This is a genomic window from Paraliobacillus salinarum, from assembly GCF_014083865.1.
Classification (GTDB): Bacteria; Bacillota; Bacilli; order Bacillales; family Amphibacillaceae; genus Paraliobacillus; species Paraliobacillus salinarum.
The window spans coordinates 14617-32022 of sequence record NZ_JACEFA010000015.1 but is presented as its reverse complement, the minus strand read 5'-3'; the positions used below and the strand labels follow the sequence as shown (position 1 = coordinate 32022).

Sequence of the window (17406 nt, the reverse complement as noted above, 5' to 3'; positions counted from 1 at the left end):
TTTTAAGATAAATTCTAGTGGGATAGTTTAAAATTATTATAAATTACTACTATCTTTAGCATATTCTATTATCAGAAAAGTGCAAGTCATAAAAAGCAAATTTTTAAAAGAAAGTTTGACAATTTAATAGATGTTGACAATGATAATTAAAGTCAATATAGACAAAACGTATGTGTTAGAATGAAGATTATAAAAAAGACATAAAAGAAATATGCTGGGGGGATGGGCAGATATGTTTAATGTGAAGTTGGCGATTGAAAATTTACCTTTTGTTTTAAGCGGGTTACCGATGACGATCGCTGTCGCGTTTCTTTCTATGGGGTTAGGATTAATACTCGGGTTATTTTTAGCGCTAGGTAGAAGTGCTAGTGCTCGAGTGATACGATGGCCGGCACGTATATATATTTCATTCATGAGAGGTACACCTATTCTTGTATTCTTATTTGTTTTATATTTTGGGTTACCTGAGGTCGGGATTGAGCTTACGGCTTTCCAAGCTGCAGTTGCAGGATTTGGTTTGAATAGTGCCGCATATATTGCTGAAATTAATCGTGCGTCAATAAACAGCATTGATCATGGGCAGTGGGAGGCTTCATCGGCTTTAGGTATTTCGTATTGGCAAACATTAACGGGTGTTATATTACCTCAAGCAGCAAGGATTTCGATTCCACCAATAACAAACGTTTTTCTAGACTTAACGAAAGCAACCTCATTAGCTGCGGTTATAACAGTGCCAGAAATGTTACAGAAAGCACAAATTGTTAGTGGTCGGTCATATGACTCGTTAACGATGTATATTACTGTTGCATTGATATACTGGCCTTTGTGTATTCTTATCGCTGCATTTCAGGAAAATTTAGAAAAAAGATTTAGTCGTTATTTGAATGACTAAGATATACGAACTAAAACTGATTAAAAGTAGGCAAACAAAGAGAAACAGGAGATATACTGCTCACACTGACACAGTATCTCCTGTTTCTTTTTTTGATCCAATAGCAATAAGTACAAACAATAATAAAAAGACAATAACATAGAAAAATGAAGTATTAGGAAAAGTCTCAATAAACAGTCCACCTAAATATGGACCAGTAATACTACCAATACTAAAGGCAATCCCACACATAATGTTACCTGCAGGAAGTAATGATTTAGGCAATAAATCTGCCATGTAGGAAACACCTAGAGAATATAACGAGCCAACAAACATGCCAGCAAAAGCAAAAGTGAAAAATAAACCTATAACCGAATGCTCAACTTGCGCACCGATGACAAAAATACTAATGCCTAAGCTGATAATGATCAGTAACATTTTCTTTCGGCCAATTTTATCACTCCATATCCCAAGTGGAATTTGCGTAATTAAACTAGCGAGTGAAAAGAAAGGAATAACGAGTGCCAATAATTCGACATCATGTCCAATTCGCAAACCATACACAGGAAAGATTCCATGTAAGGTGGACTCTAATAGCCCATAAGCAAACGGAGATAATAATGCTACCCATGCTATTTTTCCTGTTTTAATAAATCTTCCAATTGAAGAGGATACTTCGACTACTTCCATCTCATCATTCGTATTAACGTGTTCATTACGAACAAACAACATGAGTAACCAAATAATTAGACAAAAGATTGCAGATACGATGAATGGAAGACTTTCATTAATGGCAAGTAGTCTTGTCATCATTGGACCAAGCGAAAACCCTAAACTGAAAAACAAACCATAAAAAGCAATGGTTCTACCTCTTTTATCAGGAGCTGCGGTGGAAGTAATCCAGGTTTGGGTGGAAAAGTGAAGCATATGGTCACCAATACCTACCAACAGTCTTAGAATGAACCAGAACCAAAGTACTTCCCAAATTGGAAAAACAAATAACGAACCAAGAACGAGAAGTCCACCAATTAGTATAATGGGTTTATATCCTAGTTTTCGTAGCGGCTTTTCCATAAAAGGAGAAGCAATTAATACACCAATGTAAAGCCCTGTGGCGTGTAAACCATTTACGGAAGAAGGAACCCCATTTTGTTCTAGAATAATTGCTAATAAAGGGAGTAACATCCCTTGTGAAAATCCTGATACTGTTACGAAGCTAATTAAGATCCAAAAACGATTTCTATCTAAAAACATGTAAAAACCCCCGCTTGCACTAATCTAAAATCATATTATACGCTAATTGGTGAAATAGAAAAGATCGATAACTAATTTTCTTTTGAAATGTGTTATAGTTAATAGTAACGGGAAGCATATATATAGATTAGTCGAAGGAGTTGGTATTGATGGAATTTCAATTTAAAGAAGCTGGTGTTCGTGTAGACCTACCTTATGGAATCTTAGACATCTCAGGTAATGAAGATTATGGTTATCGTCCGTATCAATTGATGGTTGGATCCATAGCGGGATGTAGTGCTTCTGTGTTTATGAAAATTTTAGAAAAGCAGCGTGTAAACATTGACGATTTCATTGTTCGAGCGGATGTAACTAGAAATCCAGACGAAGCAAATCGTATTGAGAAAATCAAGCTGCATTATGTGATAAAAGGAAAAAACTTAAGTGACGAAAAGCTTTATAAAAATCTTGCACTAGCAAGAAAAAATTGTTCCATGATTCGCTCTGTTGAAGATAGTATTGAGATAGAAGAAAGTCTTGAAACAATTCAATTAAGTCTATAAAATAAAAGAGCCTTATTCAAATAGAATAAGTGCTCTTTTATTTGTATAAAAAGCTTGATTACCATTATGACATGTATAAGAAAAGTGGAGGGTTACTTATTGAAAAACATACGAGCGAGAATTTTATTTTTTATCATTGGTTTAATCATTTTATCCTTCGGGGTGTCAATGACAATTAAAGCAGACCTTGGTGCAGGTGCTTGGGATGCGTTAAATGTTGGATTATCTGAAATCACAAGCCTTACTGTAGGGAATTGGGTCATTATTATCGGTTTACTGTTAATGTTTATTAATGCAATGATTATTAAAGCAAGGCCGGATTTCTTTGCGCTTATAACTGTTTTTCTTATTGGATTTTTGATTGATTTCTGGCTCTTAATTGTGATGGATTCATGGGAGATTAATGGATTATTCTTTAAAATAATGACATTAACTATTGGCATCTTCATATTAGGTTTGGGTGTTTCGTTATATTTACAACCGAAATTCCCGCTCAATCCTGTCGATGGATTAATGGTTTCGTTGCAAATGAAGTTTCATTTAAGTACGGGTGTTGCCAAAACAATAGGAGAAGCACTCGCTTTTATTCTAGCGTTATTAGTTGGCGGTCCAATTGGAGTAGGAACATTTATTATTTTATTTGGAATAGGACCAGCCATTCAATTATTTGAACCAACAGCAAAAAAAATTGCAACCCAATTAGACCAATCATTCAGTGCTTAATTGAACCGATCGTATATTTTTCTATTCTAAGTAAACACTACAATCGATCAAGTTATTGTAGGAAGGGATAGATTAATATGAAACATACTAAATTAAAATTATTTATTGTGTGTTGCGTAATATTTTCTATGTTTACCATACCAGTTATAGCAAAAAAGAAGGACGTTGAACTCCCGTCACATGTGTTAACAATTGCAAATGAAAATACGTACTCCAATTCAACAGAAGATGAAGTGATTCTCGAACCAAGTCCATTTGTTGAAAAGCTAATGGAAGACGCGGACATTCCAATTGAAAACGCAAAACTAGTAAAGCTGCTAAATGAATCGTCCATTAAAACCTCCCCATTCGCTTTTGGGTATCGGGGAAGCATTTATCTGGGCCATTGGCCATTGAATTACAAATCAGATAAAACAAATATTAATTGGGAGTATCAAAAAATTAACACAAATGAATTGACAAATGCCGGCGATGATGTAAACAAAACGTTAAGCTATAATCAGTTAGAACAAGCAGAAATTAAAGGTGCGTTAACAACAAAAATAGATAAGCCAGAGCAAATAAAGAAGTTAATTTTATTAAAAGTGAAGCAACATGTTACCTTACCGTTATCGTTTCATACCATTATTGGAAAAGACACAAAAAAAGCTAATACCTATACAGTCCCGAACAATAAAAATGGTCAGTTAAATGCATACGTTCCAGCTATAAGCGAAAAAGGTTCAATTACCTATGGAGATATTTATATCGAATTAAAGGGATCGAAGAAAAAAATTGTTGTAAAGAATGTTACAAAACAAAGTGTAGGAGCATGGATTCCAATACAAGATCACCTATCCTTTTCTTTTGAATTAAAATAAGGAGTAGTCTATTGTAATGACTACTCCTTATTTCTTATGTCTGATCGCATATCAATATGTTGCTCTGCCATCTGAATACCATGTTCAAACATCGTTTGAGCCATGATTCGGCGTGTTTCTTTTGCCGCAGTAAAGTAAACTAAGTCTTCGCAAAGTCCAGTTATCGTATATTGATACCCGCGGTAATTATCGTTTAATGAGCCCATGCCATAGAGAGTAAATGGTTCGATTGGATTACCAGTGAAATCTTTCTTTAAGTAAGATCCTAACTCCTCATTTAATCGCTCACAAGTTTGCTCTAGTATTGCAAATAATTTCTTAGGGTCTTCATAGAAACTTACAGTAACACTCTCAATGACGCGCATTTTGTTCATATTATAATTTTCAATCGTCTGAATCTGTCCACTGCTTATCGTTACTAATGTGCCAGACCACTGTCTTACTTTTATCACACGAAAGCCAATTTCTTCAACTAGTCCTTCAAAGGTTTGGTTAACTTTAATCCAATCCCCTTGCTGCAATTGTTTTTCATATAATAGAAAAATTCCAGCAAATAGATCTTGCACTAAACTTTGTGCGCCGATACCAATGACAATACCAAGTACTCCAGCACCTGCTAATAGGCTTTCTACTCTAATACCAAAAACAGATAAAATATAGAAAACAAACCCAATTGTTGCAACATACTTAATTATGGAATTTAACATAGATTCAATTGTTTTTTCTTTTTTATCATCGACAAATCTAGTTCGTTTAAAAAAAGATCGGATGATTCGGCGTAAAATAATTACTACAGCAAAGGTGATAACCCCACCAATAATTATTTGGGCTATATTTGATTCTAAAATACTCTTAATGAATAATAATATTTCTTTTATGCTCATTGTTTTCCCTCCACCTAACACGGATCTGGTTTATTATAGCATAAATGAATACTGAATTCTCGATCCAGCATTTTCATTTGAACAATAACACGGTATAATGTTACAAGTAAACTGGACATAAAGGAGTATATGATGGTACAAGAAGAAAAAATCAGTCAATTGAAAGCACAATTACAAACTTTCTTAGATCAATTAGACCAACTTGATCCTAATGACACCTCAGTAGAAGATGTGGATCAATTACTTGAGTTAATTGAGAAGATGGAGCAAGCTTTACAAGAAAAATAATTATAAAGAAGACAATTTCTAGCTAATTAGGGATTGTTTTTTTGGTTTCCATACTTTATCATAGTAAAGTATTAGATTGATAAAATGTTTGGGGGATTTATTATGAGTTGGGTAGTGATCGTATCTGTATTAGTTATGATTCTATTAAGCTTAGCAAGAATACATGTCATTATTGCAATTTTAACTGCTGGAATAGTTGCTGGATTGATGTCAGGACTAGGTGTAGTAGAAAGTGTAGATTTACTTGTTAAAGGTATGGGCGGTCAATCAAAAACTGCTTTAAGCTATATTTTATTAGGCGCATTTGCTGTAGCAATCAGCTACACAGGGATTACTAATGTTTTAGTGAATTATTTAAAACGCGTGCTCATTGGAAAACGATCGATGGTTGTGTTAACTATTGCTGCAATTGCCTCGCTATCACAAAATGTTATTCCAATTCATATTGCCTTTATACCTATTTTGATTCCGCCGTTACTAAAATTATTTGATCAAATGCAATTGGATAGACGTGCGATTGCCACTGCTTTAACATTTGGTTTAAAAGCACCTTATATTATGATACCTGCTGGATACGGCTTGTTATTTCATGAAACCATTTTTGAAGCGATGGAAGCGAATGGGATAACGATATCTATGGAACAAATTAATTTATCGTTGTTACTTCCAGGGGCCGGAATGATTATCGGTCTATTCATTGCTGTTTTTATCACGTATCGTAAACCTGTACAAAAATATGAAAAAGAGGATCAAAAGCAGGAAGAAGAAGTTGTTACTTTTAATCGTGATCATTTATTAACAGTAGTTGCTATTATTGGTGCATTAGTTTTGCAACTAATCACAGACAGTTTAATTATAGGTGCACTTACAGGTCTTGTTCTTATGTTTGTGTTTTTTGTTGTTCCTTTTAAACAGGGCGATAAAATTATTACAGAAGGAATCACCATGATGGGGACGATTGCTTTTGTTATGTTAACTGCTTCTGGATTTGGCCATATTTTAGAAGAAACTGGTGCAGTAACTGCTTTGATTGAATCGACCTCTGGCTTTTTAGATAGTAATAAAGCATTGATTGCATTTATTTTACTTGCTGTTGGTTTAGTTATCACGATAGGAATTGGCTCGTCGTTTGGAACGATTCCAATTATTGCTGCACTATATGTCCCGATTGGTATAGCTGCGGGTTTTTCGCCATTAGCAATAGCTGCATTAATTGGGACAGCGGGTGCATTAGGAGATGCTGGTTCCCCTGCAAGTGACAGTACAATGGGACCAACGTCAGGGTTGAATGCGGATGGACAACACCACCATATCTGGGATACGTGCGTTCCAACCTTTTTACATTTTAATATACCATTATTTATTTTAGGCTGGATAGCAGCTTTAATTTTTTGAAAAAATAGTATCATAATCCTGCAAGAATAAAATATTCATTACTTGGCACAATAAAAGAAAAAACGGGTGATTTTTGTGCTGAAAAATTGGATGATACGAATAAGTTTAGTCTTTATTTTTGTAGGAGGGTTAAACCCTGCTTTAGTAAATGCAGAAAGCTATGGGTGGGGATATAAAAAAGGAACGAATCATATCCCACCAGAAGTAGGGAAGTACGGTAAGATTTTAGAAGAGAATGGCGGCTATTATATGGATCAGTCAGGTGATAAGGTCGTTTATTTAACCTTTGATAATGGCTATGAAGCAGGCTATACAGAACATATCCTTGATGTATTGAAAGATAAAAAAGTTCCTGCAACCTTCTTTGTTACAGGGCACTATGTTAGAAGCGCACCAGAATTAATTAAGCGCATGGTTAAGGATGGTCACCTGCTAGGCAATCATTCGAACCATCATGCTGATTTTACATCTATTTCTAAAGAAAAAATGAAAGAAGAACTAGCTTTGTTAGATCGGGCAGTTGCTTCAATTACAGATGTAGAGAGCTTACAATATGTTCGCCCACCAAAAGGAACATTTAATGCAAGAACAATTCAGTGGGCTAATGAGCTTGGCTATACACATATGTTCTGGTCACTTGCTTTTGTTGATTGGCATTCAGACAAACAAAAGGGCTGGAAAAGCTCCTATCAGCAAGTTATGGACCAAATCCATCCAGGAGCTGTAATTTTATTGCATACTGTTTCTCCTGATAATGCAGATGCGGTCGAATATTTTATTGATGATCTAAGAAAACAAGGCTATACGTTTCGATCTCTAGATGACTTAGTGATGAAAGATAAATTACCTAAGCCGATTTTTGGTCTTTAATTGGAATTAGAAAAGGAATGCTCGTTCTATTATGCGAGCGTTTCTTTTTTTATAGGTTACCTAGGATCTAATAAAGATGGAATAAGTGAAAAGTATTAATTCGAACAAAAGAGGTACGAAACGGGTGTCTAATGACTGAAACCGATGCTGATTCGAACAAAAGAGGTACGAATCGAGTGTCTAATGACCGAAACAGATGCTGATTTGAACAAAAGAGGTACGAATCGAGTGTCTAATGACCGAAACCGATGCTGATTTGAACAAAAGAGGTACGAATCGAGTGTCTAGTGACCGAAACCGATGCTGATTTGAACAAAAGAGGTACGAATCGAGTGTCTAATGACCGAAACCGATGCTGATTTGAACAAAAGAGGTACGAATCGAGTGTCTAATGACCGAAACAGATGCTGATTTGAACAAAAGAGGTACGAATCGAGTGTCTAATGACCGAAACCGATGCTGATTTGAACAAAAGAGGTACGAATCGAGTGTCTAGTGACCGAAACAGGAGCTGATTCAAACAAAAGTGGTACAAAACAGGTAGCTAGTGACCGAAAAAGATATTAATTCGAACAAAAGCGGTGCCAAACAAGTCGCTAGTGACCGGAAAAATGATCATTCAGTCATTCGTATCACCAAAACGAGTGCATATGACTGTTAAATACTATTCATACTACAAATTTTAATGAAAAACAGTGGAGCGAAATCACTCCACTATTTTTCAAAAAGAATCGATAATCTTGCAGCCTAGCTTCACCCAATTAAATTAGTGATTTAACCATATTTTTGAGTCTGTATTAATAAATCCTCATAATTTTTAGCTTCTGAAAAGTCACCGCTTTGTTTGAGCAAGTCTATAACGGCTTTCATTGATTTTAAGTTATTTGGATCAAGCTCAATTTCCCATTTAAAACATTCTATTGCTTTATCTAACTGACCTAGGGAAAGATATAATTCACCAAGCTTATATTGTTGATCGGGATCATTTTCAAGTAATGCTATATTATTCAAGTTTTTTTCGATTAAATACTGTTCATCTTCTATTTTAGTTTTCACTATCCATTCTTGAACTTCACCCAAGGAATAGGTAGATAAAAAGGCTTTTACAAACGGTACAATAATTTGTTCAATTTGCTTTTTAGGGATTAAGTGATGTAATTGTTTTATTTTCTTCTTCGATTGGTGGAAATAATGTATAAGCTTTTGAGAATCAACTTTATTTAGATGGTCAATCAGTTGTGTTGTCTCATTTGTTGTTGGTATATACTCATGCTCGATAAAAAAAGCAACTGCTTCATTATGATAGGAGGAGCCTAGTAATTTTGAAACAAGTTCTTTTTTAATTGTAGGGTGAGGGGATGTTTGGTTTAACTCTAAAAAACTGTATATTTGTGTCTCTGTATCGTGTTTCGCAAGGTAAGCTAGTAGCCCATCCCATGCTGATTGATTAAATTGTTTCTTTAATATAAAGGTGCGTAGAATAGCTGCGTCTAAGGCACGATTGTTATTGTCATAGAAGCCAATTAATTTAGTGAGGATTTCAGGATTTTCGAGTTGATTGAAACAAACCGATTCAAAGTGGATTGGATCGCGTTGCTCCAATGAATCAAGTGATTGATAAATTGTTCTTTCATTTTGAAATTCCATTTTCCCGATCATATCTAAAGCAAATGTGTCGGCTGGATCCATTTGATTTAAAATATTCAACACTTGAAAAGCCTTACGTAGCTTTCCATTTCTTCTATAAGAATAAAATGTTTTTTTAAGTAATTTTTGTATCGCGTCTGGGGATGTGAAAGAATCAAAAAACGACAGAATTAAGGCAGTTTCCTTAGGAGGGTAATGTTGTTGCAACTTTGTATAGAGCTGGTTGAATTTTATACATGGATATGTATCTCTATTTAATACTTCCTTTACAAAAGGATGATTGCTTTCTGTTGTAATACCATGCGTTAATGCTCGGTGTATGTGTGAACCGAGTTTTATTTTCGTTGCCTTTGCACCATTTATATACTGATTATGATAAAAAACAAGATAAAAATAACGGTTATTCTTGTCTATTGTTTCAATCACTTTACTTTGCTTGTACATATACATTTTCAAAACGTCAACTTGTTTGGACTTTTTATTGATTGTAAGGGTGCATTGCATGAAGAAAACCTCCTTTTATATATCTCAATCATAACATACTGTTTTAAAAATAAGGAATTAATAGTTAATTTTAATTTATTGTTAATATTATGTAATGTTCAATATCTTCTATTTTATATTGATATTTAGAATTAAAATCTGATATAATGACATACAATTAGTACCTACTACTAAATGTATGGTTTTTTTATCATGCAAATAAAGAAGGGTGAATAATGAAAAAACAAGAGTTGATTGCTCCAGAACAATATAATATCACAATGGAAATGGAGAAATTTGCACAAGAACCAAATCGTACTGCGATTATTTGGCAGGACGATGACGGTAATGAAAAGCATGTTACTTATCAGCAATTACTATATAACGCAAATAAAATTGGCAATATATTTTTAGAGCGAGGGTTACAAAAAGGCGATAAAATTTTAGTGATGATGCCTCGTTTAATTGAAACTTATGAGGTTTATCTTGCAGCATTGAAGACTGGTATCGTAATTATTCCTAGTTCCGAGATGTTGCGTACAAAGGATTTACAATATAGGATTACCCATGGTGAGGTTAAGGCGATTGTTAGTTATGATCCGTTTGTAAAGCAATTTCAAGATATCGAGCAAATTGATATGTTGGAGAAATTTACAGTAGGAGAAAAAGTGAATAACTGGATTTCAATTGATGAATGGAAAGAAGAAGCCTCAGGTGAATTATTGATGGCAGATACATCACGTGATGATCTTGCTTTCTTAGCCTATACATCTGGTACGACGGGAAATCCAAAAGGTGTTATGCATACACATGCTTGGGGGTTTGCTCATTTAAAGACAGCCTCACAAAATTGGTTAGCGATTGAACAAGGTGATACTGTTTGGGCGACTGCTGCTCCTGGTTGGCAGAAGTGGGTTTGGAGTCCACTGTTATCTATTTTGGGTTCGGGTGCAACTGGATTCGTTTATAATGGTAAGTTCAATCCAAAAAAATATTTGCAGCTACTTCAAGAAAAACAAATTAATGTATTATGCTGTACACCAACAGAGTATCGCTTGATGGCGAAAGTAGATAATTTAGCCGACTACCAGCTTCCGTCCTTGCATAGTGCAGTGTCTGCAGGAGAACCATTGAATCGAGAAGTAATCGATACTTTTGAACGTCAATTTAACGTAACTGTTCGTGATGGATATGGACAAACGGAAAGTACGTTACTCTTAGGTTTTCTAAAAGGAATGAAAGTAAAGCCTGGTTCAATGGGGAAGCCTACACCTGGAAATGAAGTTATCTTGATTGATGAAGATGCAAATCCAGTTCCCGTTGGTACGGTTGGAGATATTGCCATACCATTGGATACACCGGCTCTATTTAAAGGTTATTATAAAGACGAAGAACGTACAATGAAGGCAAGACGTGGTGCCTACTTTGTTACAGGTGACCAAGCGATGTTAGATGAAGAGGGGTACTTCTGGTTTGAAGGAAGAAGTGATGATATCATTGTAAGTTCCGGTTATACGATTGGGCCTTTTGAGGTGGAAGATGCGTTGGTTAAACACCCTTCTGTAAAAGAATGTGCTGTTGTTGCAAGCCCAGATGAGATTAGAGGAAATGTAGTCAAAGCCTACATTGTTTTACAAGATAACATCAACGAACATGATCCAGCATTAGTAAAGACATTGCAAGACCATGTGAAGCAAATGACTGCACCATATAAATATCCAAGAAAAATAGCGTTCATTGACGAATTGCCTAAAACCACTTCTGGTAAAATTCGTCGAGTAGAATTACGCCAACTTGAAAAGCAACTTGTATAATAAATCATATTCATGAAAAAAAGCAAAAACTAGCTGATTAGTTTCTGCTTTTTTTTATTTGAATTTTAGAAAGGGTACGGATGCTTTGTGAAGTTTTAGCTAATTTTTCTTTACTAGTATTCCATATTTGTTTTGCAAAAGTAATCGTTTCCTCTTTTTTAAACTTATACAACACGAAGCTAATGAGAATGAGTTGACTAATGAGTATGAGCCAGACTCCAAGTTGAAGCCCAATGTAAGAATGGGTTAACTTAGTTGGAAATGTGTATAAGAACCATACAAAGATAAAAAGCGAATGGATAGATAATTGCATCACACTTGCAGTAATCACATTTGCATGTAGGTGTATGGTCGAATGCTCTCTCGTATAGTGAATATAATAATAACTAACTAGAAAAGCAATAACAAAGCTGGCGATGTATAGACTATATGCTAAGAAAATCATGATTTCCTCCTTTTTACGAGCTTAATAGATTTATAGATTAAGTATTCCCGGAAATATATAAATTAATACAATCTATGCAATAAAACAGTAAATTATTTAATTTTAAACTAATTAGTCATTTTAAAAATAAGGTGATTAAATGTTTAAAATGAAAATAAAACGGTAAATATATATGCAAAACACTTGAAAGTCAAAATAGGTCAGACTATAATGAGGTTAAAGGTCAAAGATAGTCAAATAAGATCTTGATCAAATTTAACTTAAATTAAGTTGAGGAGGAGTTTATCAATGAAATGTCAACAATGTGGCATTCGTCCAGCTAATATTAATGTAGCCCTTCGATTTAATAATCAAACACAACAAATGCATGTCTGTGAAACATGTTTTAAAGAGATACAACAAAAGGCCGCGCATCCGTCAGGAATATTCGGAGGCCAAGGCCAAGGACAGCAAGATTTTCAAGACTTTTTTGCTGGCTCTAATTCAAATGGGGCAAAACAAAGCGGAACAGATCAATCCGGATTATTAGATGAGCTAGGGAGTAATCTATCACATGCGGCAAAAGCAGGAATTATTGACCCTGTCATTGGTCGGGATAAAGAAGTAAAACGTGTGATGGAAACATTAAATAGAAGAAATAAAAATAATCCAGTATTAATTGGAGAACCTGGTGTAGGTAAAACTGCAATTGCAGAGGGACTTGCACTCAAAATTGCAGAAGGGAATGTACCCTCAAAGCTTTTAGATAAAGAAATCTATTTATTAGATGTTGCTTCACTCGTTGCGAATACTGGTGTTCGAGGACAATTTGAAGAACGCATGAAGCAATTAGTTTCTGAATTACAAACGCGTAAAAATGTCATTTTATTTGTAGATGAAATTCATTTATTGGTTGGCGCTGGTACAGCAGAAGGCTCACAAATGGATGCAGGTAATATATTAAAACCTGCGTTAGCACGAGGTGAGCTACAATTGATTGGTGCAACGACATTAAAAGAATACCGCCAAATTGAAAAAGATGCAGCATTAGAACGTCGTTTTCAACCTATTATGGTGAAAGAACCGAGCTTGGAAGAAGCGGTTCAAATTTTACAAGGATTACAAGAGCGTTATGAAGCATATCATCATGTAACTTATACAGAAGAAGCGATGGAAGGGGCAGTTACGTTATCAAAACGTTACTTGCAAGATCGCTTTTTACCAGATAAAGCAATTGATTTGATTGATGAAGCAGGTGCTCGTCTAAATCTTGCGTATGCAGGATCAGATAAGGAAGCAATTCAGAATCAATTAGATAGCATTGCAAAAGAAAAACAAGAAGCTGCAGAGAAAGAGGATTATGAACGTGCCGCAAACTTAAGACATCAAGAGCTTATGTTAGAGAAGAAGTTGAATGAGTCAGATGAACAAGCAGAAGTATCTGTAACGGTTGAAGATATTCAACTAATTATCGAAGAAAAAACAGGTATTCCCGTACGAAAAATTCAAGCTGATGAGCAATCAAAAATGCAGCACCTGGCTACAAACTTAGGTAAGAAAGTAATTGGACAGGATATTGCAGTAGAAAAAGTAGCAAAAGCTGTTCGTAGAAGTCGTGCAGGATTAAAATCGAAGTATCGCCCAATCGGTTCATTCCTGTTCATAGGACCAACAGGTGTAGGTAAAACAGAACTAACAAAAGCATTAGCAGAAGAGTTATTTGGAATGAGAGATGCACTGATTCGTCTAGATATGAGTGAATATATGGAAAAACATGCTGTATCAAAAATAATTGGTTCACCACCAGGATATGTTGGACATGAAGAAGCGGGTCAATTAACAGAAAGAGTCCGCCGAAATCCGTATAGCTTGATTTTATTAGATGAAATTGAGAAGGCACATCCTGATGTACAGCATATGTTCCTTCAAATTATGGATGATGGTCATTTAACAGATAGTCATGGTAGAAAAGTAAGCTTCAAGGATACAGTAATTATTATGACAAGTAATGCTGGTAGTGGTGTAAAGAACATTACTGTTGGTTTCAATAATGATAAAAATGAAGCTGTATCTACATTAGAGTCTTTAAATGATTACTTTAAACCAGAGTTCTTGAACCGTTTTGATGCGATCATTCCATTTAACGAATTACAAGAACAAGACCTTATTCAGATTGTGGATATTATGCTAGGTGAATTAGAAGAAAACGTACAAGAACAAGGGTATACAATTACTGTTTCAGATGAAGCAAAACAATACCTTGCAAATAAAGGGTATGATCCGAGGTTTGGTGCACGTCCATTACGTCGAGTGATTCAGGACACAGTAGAAGACGGTATAACGGACTTACTATTAGAAGAAGAACAAGTGCTTGATATTCAAGTTGAGTTAGTTGATGACGAAATCAAAGTGAAAAAAGCATAAGAAATTTATTTTAAAGGTGTCACTATTGTAGTGGCATCCTTTTTTGTTAGCCAATTCATAAAAACTTGAAATTTACTTATCCTATGAATGATCATTTGTCTTCTTATGATAGGAGGGTAAACAAGATTTATGAAGAAAATTCCATTCATTATTCTTTTTAGTATTGCTCTATCTTTTCAGCTAAATCAAGATATATTATACGCCAACGAAAACGTAATGAAAGTACACTTTATTAATGTCGGACAAGGAGATAGCATCTTTATTCAAACGCCTGAACAAAAAAATATTTTGATCGATGGTGGACCACCTGCAGCAAGTAAAAAAGTACGCAACTATTTAAAAAAATACAATGTACATGAATTGGATTTATTAATTGCAACGCACCCCGATATCGATCATATAGGTGGACTGCTTCCGATTATTAAACAATTTCCTATTAAAGAAATTTGGGATAGTGGAAAGTTTTATTATACAAGGACTTATCAGCGTTATTTTCGAAGTATCAAGGATAAAAACATACCAATTCATATTGTGAAATTGAACACTGTAAAGGCATTAGCAGACAACAGCTCACTCATTGTACTGAATGCAAATTCGATCTTGAAAACAAACAATCAATCCTCTTTAGCCTTACAATTGACAATCAATAAAATTGATTTTCTCTTTATGAGCGACGTAGAAAAGAAACAAGAATTAAAAATAATGCAACGAACAGATGTAGATGCAGAGATTATTAAGGTAGCTCATCATGGTTCAGACACATCAAGTTCATTTGCCTTTTTACAAGCGGTTGATCCAGAAATTGCTGTATTGTCTTATGGAAAAGACAATACCTATGGCCATCCAGTCGAAGAAACTGTCGACAATTTATTAGCAGTTGGTGCAACGATATACTCTACTGCGAAAGCTGGTGATATCGTCATAACGACTAATGGAGAGGAGTACACCATTAGCAATTCTGGTGTTGAGAATCTAATTATCAAACCTATTCACTAATTTTTGTTATAATAAAAAGAAATGAAAAGATAGAGAGGCAAAAGGGAGGTCATGTTTTTGGAAGCGAATCAAAAAGTAATAGTAGATGAGGTAGGTTGTGCGACTGAGTATGGTAGGTTGGAAAAGGTAATTGTTTGTTCACCTGCTTACATGAAAATAGGAAAGATCATTAATGAAACGCAAAAGCATTATAAGTCTGAAAATATTGATGTGCAAATTGCTATGAAACAGCATGAGCAGTTTGTTAAAACGTTGAAGGATCAACAAATAAAAGTGATGGAACTAAAACCTAATCCTGATCTACATGAACAAGTGTTTACGCGTGATATTGGGTTTTGCATTGGAAACACTCTTTATACTTCAAGTATGCAACGTCCAATTAGAGTTCCGGAAGTTAGTGAATTAGAGCAATATTTAGCACAACAACTAATCCCATTCCAATCTATTGAAACTGCATCTATAGAAGGTGGAGATGTAATTATTGATGGAAACCTCATTTGGGTTGGAGTGAGCGAAAGAACAACAATGGAAGCCATTCACATGTTACAATCACAATTACCACACCATCAGATTATTCCTTTATCGTTACCCAAACACATATTACACCTAGATTGTGCATTTAATGTTATTGCACACAATACCGCACTTATTTATCCTGATGCATTTCAAGAAGATGATTTGAAAAAAATTGAACAAAAATATGAAGTTCTTATCAAGGTGACTGAAGATGAGCAATTTACGTTAGGGACAAATGTATTGCCAATTGGGAATCATACGGTTATTAGCTTACAGAAAAATAAAAAGGTTAACCAAGCTCTTCGCTCACATGGATTTACAGTGATTGAGGTGCCATTTAGTGAGATCATCAAATCAGGCGGATCCTTTCGATGCTGCTCCTTACCTATTAAGAGAGTAGATTAGCTTTGGAGTAAAAGGACTTTAGGTAAAAGAATAATTTTCCTTGAATAGATAAATTTAAAATGAAAATAGTAAAAACAATCAAACTTTCAAGGAGAACAACATATGGACTTTGTATGGAAAGCAATAATAATGGTTCTTTCTGGATTTTTAATCTTACGTTTAGCCGGTAGAAAATCTATTGCACAAATGACGGTTACAACAACAATTGTTATGATTTCAATTGGATCAATTATTGTTCAACCAATTATTGAAGATAGTGTAATGAAGACAATTATTACAATTATAATTTTTGTAACAACTCTTGTCTTAATAGAATATCTCCAAGTTAAATTTAATTCGATTGAAAAGTTTTTTACTGGTAAATCCATACCTGTAATAGAACAGGGACAATTAAATAAAATCAATTTGAAAAAGTTGCGAATAACTGTCGACAAACTGGAAATGCAATTGCGTCAACAAGGGATATCCAATATCTCGGATGTGAAAAATGCAACAATTGAATCAAATGGGAGAATAGGATATGAGTTAATGCCTGAAGCAAAGCCTTTAACAGTGGGAGAATTTAAAAAATTAATGGGGATGACCTTTGTAGATCCTCCGTCACTTACTAATAAATCAGGTAGTTTGTTTTATGAAGTGACAGGGAAACAGCATATTAAACCACACAATAAAGAATTAGATTAATTTTTTTATAAAAAGGAGGCTGGGACATAACACTATTTCTCTTTTAAAAATCCGAACGAATAATTTCCTTGCAACAGAATAAACGCCGCTGTGGAAATATACTCGCTTTCCGCAGGCACGGCTTCGGGGCCACATGACGTGGGTCAGTTAGACGTTGTCACAGGACGTGACGGGTTTAGTCTAACTTCCATTTAAGATTACGGAGTGGATCTTCAGCTCGCGCTATTCCTGCAGGACAAGGAATGCTACGGCAGCGATGCATCGCACGAAGAAAATTGCTTTTTATTTTCGAGGAGTCTCGTATATTTCCGCAGCTAATTTATATG

Annotated in this window: 16 protein-coding genes; 12 read left to right on the top strand and 4 right to left on the bottom strand. The window is 34.8% G+C overall.

The annotated features are described in order from the left end of the window. Positions 1–232 precede the first annotated feature (232 nt). A complete protein-coding gene (locus HP569_RS12265) occupies positions 233–892 on the top strand; it encodes an amino acid ABC transporter permease (RefSeq protein WP_246367201.1) in 660 nt (219 codons plus the stop codon). Positions 893–952: 60 nt separating this feature from the next. Here HP569_RS12265 and HP569_RS12260 read toward each other — a convergent pair whose 3' ends face one another. Further along, the gene (locus HP569_RS12260) at positions 953–2125 is read right to left on the bottom strand and encodes an MFS transporter (RefSeq protein WP_182201467.1); all 1173 of its coding nucleotides are present in this window, start codon (positions 2123–2125) and stop codon (positions 953–955) included. Between the two features lie 149 nt (positions 2126–2274). Here HP569_RS12260 and HP569_RS12255 point away from each other — a divergent pair, with 149 nt between their 5' ends. From HP569_RS12255 to HP569_RS12245, 3 genes are all read left to right on the top strand, one after another. Then, positions 2275–2667, top strand: a complete 393-nt coding sequence (locus HP569_RS12255) for an OsmC family protein (RefSeq protein WP_182201466.1) — start codon at positions 2275–2277, stop codon at positions 2665–2667. A gap of 99 nt (positions 2668–2766) precedes the next feature. Then, complete coding sequence (locus HP569_RS12250; protein WP_343051125.1) at positions 2767–3390, top strand: YczE/YyaS/YitT family protein; 624 nt, start codon at positions 2767–2769, stop codon at positions 3388–3390. A gap of 128 nt (positions 3391–3518) precedes the next feature. Continuing rightward, positions 3519–4250 carry a YfkD family protein gene (locus HP569_RS12245; protein WP_246367191.1) on the top strand — a complete coding sequence of 244 codons (732 nt, stop codon included), beginning with the start codon at positions 3519–3521 and terminating at the stop codon, positions 4248–4250. A gap of 20 nt (positions 4251–4270) precedes the next feature. Here HP569_RS12245 and HP569_RS12240 read toward each other — a convergent pair whose 3' ends face one another. Next, positions 4271–5134, bottom strand: a complete 864-nt coding sequence (locus HP569_RS12240) for a mechanosensitive ion channel family protein (protein WP_182201463.1) — start codon at positions 5132–5134, stop codon at positions 4271–4273. Positions 5135–5266: 132 nt separating this feature from the next. Here HP569_RS12240 and HP569_RS12235 point away from each other — a divergent pair, with 132 nt between their 5' ends. The 3 genes from HP569_RS12235 to pdaA all read left to right on the top strand — a co-directional run bounded on the left by HP569_RS12235 (position 5267) and on the right by pdaA (position 7687). After that, positions 5267–5422 (top strand): SE1561 family protein, encoded by a 156-nt coding sequence (locus tag HP569_RS12235; RefSeq protein ID WP_182201462.1) that lies wholly within the window; start codon positions 5267–5269, stop codon positions 5420–5422. A gap of 102 nt (positions 5423–5524) precedes the next feature. Beyond that, positions 5525–6817, top strand: coding sequence for a Na+/H+ antiporter family protein (locus HP569_RS12230; protein WP_182201461.1), 1293 nt, complete (start codon positions 5525–5527; stop codon positions 6815–6817). A 90-nt stretch (positions 6818–6907) separates the two neighbouring features. Continuing rightward, positions 6908–7687 (top strand): delta-lactam-biosynthetic de-N-acetylase, encoded by a 780-nt coding sequence (gene pdaA, locus HP569_RS12225; protein WP_182201460.1) that lies wholly within the window; start codon positions 6908–6910, stop codon positions 7685–7687. A gap of 774 nt (positions 7688–8461) precedes the next feature. Here pdaA and HP569_RS12220 read toward each other — a convergent pair. Then, a complete protein-coding gene (locus tag HP569_RS12220) occupies positions 8462–9838 on the bottom strand; it encodes a tetratricopeptide repeat protein (RefSeq protein ID WP_182201459.1) in 1377 nt (458 codons plus the stop codon). A gap of 215 nt (positions 9839–10053) precedes the next feature. On the opposite strand from HP569_RS12220, the gene mbcS reads away from it, so the two are divergent. Further along, entirely contained in the window at positions 10054–11631 is a 1578-nt protein-coding gene (gene mbcS, locus HP569_RS12215) for an acyl-CoA synthetase MbcS (protein ID WP_182201458.1), read from the top strand. A 37-nt stretch (positions 11632–11668) separates the two neighbouring features. Here the strand turns inward: mbcS and HP569_RS12210 are convergent, their stop codons facing one another. Then, positions 11669–12076 carry a hypothetical protein gene (locus HP569_RS12210; RefSeq protein ID WP_182201457.1) on the bottom strand — a complete coding sequence of 136 codons (408 nt, stop codon included), beginning with the start codon at positions 12074–12076 and terminating at the stop codon, positions 11669–11671. A 288-nt stretch (positions 12077–12364) separates the two neighbouring features. Between HP569_RS12210 and HP569_RS12205 the strand changes: the two genes are divergently transcribed. From HP569_RS12205 to HP569_RS12190, 4 genes are all read left to right on the top strand, one after another. Further along, on the top strand, positions 12365–14479 hold the full coding sequence (locus HP569_RS12205) for an ATP-dependent Clp protease ATP-binding subunit (RefSeq protein WP_182201456.1): 2115 nt from the start codon (positions 12365–12367) through the stop codon (positions 14477–14479). A 129-nt stretch (positions 14480–14608) separates the two neighbouring features. Next, entirely contained in the window at positions 14609–15475 is an 867-nt protein-coding gene (locus tag HP569_RS12200) for a ComEC/Rec2 family competence protein (RefSeq protein WP_182201455.1), read from the top strand. Positions 15476–15532: 57 nt separating this feature from the next. Next, the gene (locus HP569_RS12195; RefSeq protein WP_246367189.1) at positions 15533–16396 is read left to right on the top strand and encodes a dimethylarginine dimethylaminohydrolase family protein; all 864 of its coding nucleotides are present in this window, start codon (positions 15533–15535) and stop codon (positions 16394–16396) included. 102 nt (positions 16397–16498) lie between these two features. After that, entirely contained in the window at positions 16499–17080 is a 582-nt protein-coding gene (locus tag HP569_RS12190; protein ID WP_182201453.1) for a DUF421 domain-containing protein, read from the top strand. Positions 17081–17406 lie beyond the last annotated feature (326 nt).

What these genes read in the sequence shown, in the direction of transcription:
- HP569_RS12265 (WP_246367201.1), top strand. Translation starts at nt 233, where the DNA reads ATGTTTAATGTGAAGTTGGCGATTGAAAATTTACCTTTTGTTTTAAGC.
- HP569_RS12260 (WP_182201467.1), bottom strand. Translation starts at nt 2,125, where the DNA reads ATGTTTTTAGATAGAAATCGTTTTTGGATCTTAATTAGCTTCGTAACA.
- HP569_RS12255 (WP_182201466.1), top strand. Translation starts at nt 2,275, where the DNA reads ATGGAATTTCAATTTAAAGAAGCTGGTGTTCGTGTAGACCTACCTTAT.
- HP569_RS12245 (WP_246367191.1), top strand. Translation starts at nt 3,519, where the DNA reads ATGTTTACCATACCAGTTATAGCAAAAAAGAAGGACGTTGAACTCCCG.
- HP569_RS12240 (WP_182201463.1), bottom strand. Translation starts at nt 5,134, where the DNA reads ATGAGCATAAAAGAAATATTATTATTCATTAAGAGTATTTTAGAATCA.
- HP569_RS12235 (WP_182201462.1), top strand. Translation starts at nt 5,267, where the DNA reads ATGGTACAAGAAGAAAAAATCAGTCAATTGAAAGCACAATTACAAACT.
- HP569_RS12230 (WP_182201461.1), top strand. Translation starts at nt 5,525, where the DNA reads ATGAGTTGGGTAGTGATCGTATCTGTATTAGTTATGATTCTATTAAGC.
- pdaA (WP_182201460.1), top strand. Translation starts at nt 6,908, where the DNA reads ATGATACGAATAAGTTTAGTCTTTATTTTTGTAGGAGGGTTAAACCCT.
- HP569_RS12220 (WP_182201459.1), bottom strand. Translation starts at nt 9,838, where the DNA reads ATGCAATGCACCCTTACAATCAATAAAAAGTCCAAACAAGTTGACGTT.
- mbcS (WP_182201458.1), top strand. Translation starts at nt 10,054, where the DNA reads ATGAAAAAACAAGAGTTGATTGCTCCAGAACAATATAATATCACAATG.
- HP569_RS12210 (WP_182201457.1), bottom strand. Translation starts at nt 12,076, where the DNA reads ATGATTTTCTTAGCATATAGTCTATACATCGCCAGCTTTGTTATTGCT.
- HP569_RS12205 (WP_182201456.1), top strand. Translation starts at nt 12,365, where the DNA reads ATGAAATGTCAACAATGTGGCATTCGTCCAGCTAATATTAATGTAGCC.
- HP569_RS12200 (WP_182201455.1), top strand. Translation starts at nt 14,609, where the DNA reads ATGAAGAAAATTCCATTCATTATTCTTTTTAGTATTGCTCTATCTTTT.
- HP569_RS12190 (WP_182201453.1), top strand. Translation starts at nt 16,499, where the DNA reads ATGGACTTTGTATGGAAAGCAATAATAATGGTTCTTTCTGGATTTTTA.